Genomic DNA, 4,691 nt, shown 5'->3' on the forward strand with positions numbered 1-4,691 from the left:
AACGCAGCCAAAAGGCTGCGTTTTTATTATTTTATTAACGGTTAGTTACCGACTTCAGATATACCTTCATCGCCACCTGTGCCGCCGGCACCTTGTGGTACTGGAGTTGTTGGTAAAGTAACAATTACCGGGGCTACAGGAGTTGGAGCGCCACCTGGGCCAGCTGCTGTTGCTTCAGAGGCAACAGTGGCATCAACGCCAGCGGTAATAGCAGCAAGTGTAACGGTATCGCTGTCAACGCCAGCGGCTACAAGTGCAGCTAAAAAATCAGCAATAAGTGGGCTATCAGCACCAATAGCGTCTACAACTACAGTCATCATAGAATCAACTTGGGCAGCAGTACAATTTGTACATACGCCGTTAATAGCCGCTACTAAGTCTGCTTTAAGCTGATCTGGAGCTGTTTCAGCGGTTACGCTATTTAAAACGTTGACTAAATTAGTCATGCCTTCAGTTTGTACGACTGCATCAGTATCCGTTTGTGCATAACTTGGTAAAACTGTAAGTGCAGATGCACCAGCGATTAAGCTGGCCAATATAAATGATTTCATCTCTTGTCCCTTGGTAGAGTATTAATTACAAAATTTTAGCGCATCGGTGCAAAAAGTAAACTCTTTATTTGCGCCATTATCATTAGTTTTTATTATCTTGGTTGGCGGCATTATTAAATTGCCCTGTACGCCATCGCAACCTAAACCTTCAAGTACCTTTAAAGTTTCAGGTTTTTCAATTAAACAAGCTAAAACTTTAATACCAAAGCCATGACAAATATTATTAACTGTTTGAATAAAAAATTGGCTTTGGGTGTTATCTAATAAATCTTGAATATAGCTACCATCTATTTTTATATATTCAATATCTAACCCTTGTAAGTATCTAAACGAGGTTAAACTAGTGCCAAAGTGTTCAACACACACACTTATGCCAATATCTTTTATTGTATCTATATGTAAAGAGGCAACATGTACGTTATAAAGCAAGCTAATTTCATGCAATTCAAAAACCAAGTTTGTTTTAATAATTGGTTTAGTGTGAGCATAAAGAGTAAGCCATTCAATAAAGTCAGTTGAATACAACGAAGCTTTACTAATATTTAACGCAAATGTATCGTCTGGGTGTTGCTCTTTAACGTTTACAAAGTTACGAATTATTTTTTTGTCTAACTCTTCGGTTAAGTTAAGCTTTTCGGCCATAGCAAATAAATGGCCATTATTAACCTTTTCGCCTTCATGCGTAAAATGAGCAAACACCTCAAAGTAGCACTGCTTGTTTTCTGATTTAGTGCGCTTGACTGGCTGCACCGAAAAGCTAACTTCACCAGTAGCAATAATTGACTGAATAAGCGAACGCCACTCTTTAACACTAAACAAAGTATCTTTATCTACTTTATTTACAGCCGAATCGCCAATAGTACAGCCAGTATCAAGCGCCGAAAGCACACTCCCAATAGATGAGCCTTTATCAACACTTACTAACGCTAAGTTAGCAAAACCATTTACGTGTAAGCTGTTTTTCTTTTTACTAAAAGCATCATTTATATCGAGGCGTGTTCTACTTAAAAATTGCATATCGAATGGGACTAAAGCAATAAAAGTACTGCCGTTAAGTCTAAATATTTTAGAATTAGTTAAAGCACCAAACACATTTTGCAAAGTAACGCTTACATCATGTACGTGCTCGTCACCATCTTGGTAACTTACAGTTTGGTTAATATTAGCAAGTGAGGGGAGAGTAACCATCATTGCAGTGATTGGAGTGTCGCTAGTAATGGTGTCAACCACTGAGTTAAAGTGGTTCTCAAACGAACGGCGGTTACCCAGCCCAGTGAGTGAGTCTACATATACTTCATCGGTAAGTGCTTGTGTTTGCTTTGTTAAGGAGTCGAAGGTGCTTTGTAGGTTCATTACCATATTATTAATGGCTTTAGTCACAGTACGTAGCTCGCGCGCAACAGGTATTTCTTCGTTTAATGTAAAGCGTTTACGCGTAACCAAATGTGCTTGGTTTTCTACTGCTTTTAAAGGTTTAAATACAGCACGTAATATTAAATATGCTACAGCAAGCGACGCTACTAATAATAATAAAGAACCATAAAAGCTGCGTTTAGTATGTTCCCATAGCGTTAAATACGATTGGCCAACATGGCTTGTTACTTCAAGCACTCCCGCCATGATCCAGCCATTGTTTAATTCTGATTGCATAGTAGGGGCGTTGAGCTTTACTGCTGTAATAAACCAATTAGGTACAGACTCAACGCGTTTTGGGCTTGTTAGGTTAAATACCACGTTATTATCGGCGTTAGTAAATTTTATTTGTTTGTAATAACCTGAGTCGAAAATAGCGGTTGCCATGGTTTGGGCAATCATTAAGCTATCTTCTTCAAGGTAGGGTGAAATAGAAAGCCCTAAGCTTGTTGCAGTATCTTGCGCGTGGCTACCCATTTGCGTTTGTAAGTATTGGCGAGTGGTATCAACGTCAGTAATTACGCGTACAAAAAACGAAAGTACCGAAATCAATATAATAAGGCCATATACTTGGGTTTTTAAACTCAATCCATTTTTAAAAAGTCGAGACATAACTCGGTGTTCCTTTATCACTTTTGGCGGGCGCAAGCTCACCTTGTTCAATTCGCTCTAGCATGGTATTCCAGGCAGAAACACCACGGCTATTTTTTACTTTATTGCCTAACCCTTTTGATTTGGCTAACCATAAACCTTGGCCATTAAAACTATATATAGGTGTTAAATCAGGGCGTTTATTAGCGGGCAGTAGTTTAGTATTAAAGTTACCTAAAACAAAGGGGATTTGATTAGGAGTTTCAATATATATAAGCACCATATGAGGTTGATTAACTGTTTTTTGACGTACATACATTAAACGTACTTTATCTTCGGGTACGCCAAGCGCTATTAACGTAAAGTATTTGGCAATTACGTAGTCTTCACAATCACCCATACCCACGCCTAAGCTTTCAAGCGGGGTAGCCCAATAATCTTTTTGGTGCCAAAGCTCATCATCGGTTTTGTATTTAATGTGCTTATTAAAAAAGTCATTCACCAAATGGATTTTTTGCCATTCACTTTTGTCAGCCGACTCATCTATAAAACTTAGCCAATTTTTAATGCGTTTGTGGCCCTCATCACCATACTGTTTTTGAGCGCGCGCAATTATATCGCTATTGCGTAAATACAAAAGCATATCTTGTGCGCATACAAAAAAAGACACTAATAATAAAATGTAAAACCCTAAACGCACAAATGTTCCTTCAAGTCTGTGTTCCCTAATAACCAAACAAGTCTAGTATAGTATTGGTAGCTTTGGAAAGGTAGATCACTAAAAAGTATGAGAGCACTAAAATAGTGCGATGCAACCCAGTGTGGTGCAACATAGTATTAACAAAAAAACAATCAAAAAGTACTCTTTAATTATTGAGTGCATTATTGTGTTGTGTATAATAGCAATCTCACACGGCATGTGAAGCGCTTGAAAAGGGATTTTAGCTTAGTAATTCCTTTTTTTGTTGTTTAGCAAAAATAATGAAAGGAATTAAAGTGAAAGTTTTAAAAGCAGTATTACCTGTAGCTGGCCTTGGTACACGCATGTTACCAGCCACTAAAGCCATTCCTAAAGAAATGCTCCCCCTGGTAGATAAACCTTTAATTCAATACGTAGTTAACGAAGCTGTAGCCGCTGGCATTAAAGAAATTGTGCTTGTTACACACGCTTCAAAAAACTCAATAGAAAATCATTTTGATACAAGCTTTGAGCTAGAAGCCACACTAGAGGCACGTGTAAAGCGTAGCCTGCTAGAAGAGGTTCGCTCAATAGTACCAAAAGACGTAACCGTAATTTCGGTTCGCCAATCGGCACCACTAGGTTTAGGTCATGCTGTTTTAGCAGCGCGCCCAATTGTCGGTAATAACCCATTTGCAGTAATGTTACCTGATGTAATTATTGATAAATATAAATCAAATTCAAAAACTGACAATTTAAGCCAAATGATCGACCGATTCGACAAAACGGGCTACAACCAAGTAATGGTAGAGCCCGTACCTCAAGAGCAAGTACATCAATATGGTGTAGTTGATATAGCCGGTAAAAAAATAAATGCCGGCGAAAATGCTGCAATTAAAAACATGGTCGAAAAACCAAATAACGATGAAGCACCGAGTAATTTAGCTATTACAGGGCGTTATGTTGTATCTACAGCAATTTGGGATTTACTAGAATACACCCCACCAGGCGCTGGCGGTGAAATACAACTTACTGATGCCTTACTGCAATTACGCCACCTAGAAACGCTTGAAGCCTACCATCTAAAAGGTAAATCTCATGATTGTGGTTCTAAATTAGGTTATATGCTTGCCAATGTAGAATATGCAATGAAATCGAGTCATATGGGTGAAGAGTTTACCAAACAAGCCATAGAAGTATTAAGTAATGATAAATGAAATATATTAGACAATTAAGCCTAGATGGTTTGCGAGGGATAGCCGCATTGTCAGTTGTTATTTATCATTATTTCTACCGTATAGATGAAATATATAACACTGGCTCTAATGAAATGGATTGGACTTACTTTGGTCATTTTGGCGTTCATTTGTTTTTTATGATAAGTGGTTTTGTTATTTTTATGTCTATAAGTAAGGAAACCAAGTCAGTAAATTTTATTGTTAGTCGCTTTTCTAGAT

Annotated in this window: 5 protein-coding genes; 2 read left to right on the forward strand and 3 right to left on the reverse strand. The window is 37.9% G+C overall.

Translation table 11 applies throughout. The features are described from left to right. Nucleotides 1-41 precede the first annotated feature (41 nt). The 3 genes from GQR46_RS16320 to GQR46_RS16330 are packed head-to-tail and all read right to left on the reverse strand — an operon-like array spanning nt 42 to nt 3,255. Nucleotides 42-551: a hypothetical protein gene (locus GQR46_RS16320; RefSeq protein WP_165727333.1), complete on the reverse strand. Its 510-nt coding sequence runs from the start codon at nt 549-551 to the stop codon at nt 42-44. Nucleotides 552-572: 21 nt separating this feature from the next. Beyond that, a complete protein-coding gene (locus GQR46_RS16325) occupies nt 573-2,576 on the reverse strand; it encodes an EAL domain-containing protein (protein WP_165741528.1) in 2,004 nt (667 codons plus the stop codon). Further along, complete coding sequence (locus tag GQR46_RS16330; RefSeq protein WP_076923850.1) at nt 2,560-3,255, reverse strand: transglutaminase-like cysteine peptidase; 696 nt, start codon at nt 3,253-3,255, stop codon at nt 2,560-2,562. The genes GQR46_RS16325 and GQR46_RS16330 overlap by 17 nt, the downstream gene beginning before the upstream one ends. A 296-nt stretch (nt 3,256-3,551) precedes the next feature. Between GQR46_RS16330 and galU the strand changes: the two genes are divergently transcribed. Both galU and GQR46_RS16340 read left to right on the forward strand, forming a co-directional pair. After that, nucleotides 3,552-4,451, forward strand: a complete 900-nt coding sequence (gene galU / locus GQR46_RS16335) for a UTP--glucose-1-phosphate uridylyltransferase GalU (protein ID WP_165741530.1) — start codon at nt 3,552-3,554, stop codon at nt 4,449-4,451. Then, on the forward strand, nt 4,448-4,691 hold a 244-nt coding region (locus GQR46_RS16340; protein ID WP_165741533.1), incomplete at its 3' end, for an acyltransferase family protein. The genes galU and GQR46_RS16340, both read left to right, overlap by 4 nt.

It is taken from the genome of Pseudoalteromonas sp. Z1A6, from assembly GCF_011378745.1.
In the GTDB taxonomy this organism is placed as follows: domain Bacteria; phylum Pseudomonadota; class Gammaproteobacteria; order Enterobacterales; family Alteromonadaceae; genus Pseudoalteromonas; species Pseudoalteromonas arctica.

Excerpts from the sequence above, each read along its gene's own strand:
- GQR46_RS16320 (WP_165727333.1), bottom strand. The coding sequence starts at position 551 with ATGAAATCATTTATATTGGCCAGCTTAATCGCTGGTGCATCTGCACTT.
- GQR46_RS16325 (WP_165741528.1), bottom strand. The coding sequence starts at position 2,576 with ATGTCTCGACTTTTTAAAAATGGATTGAGTTTAAAAACCCAAGTATAT.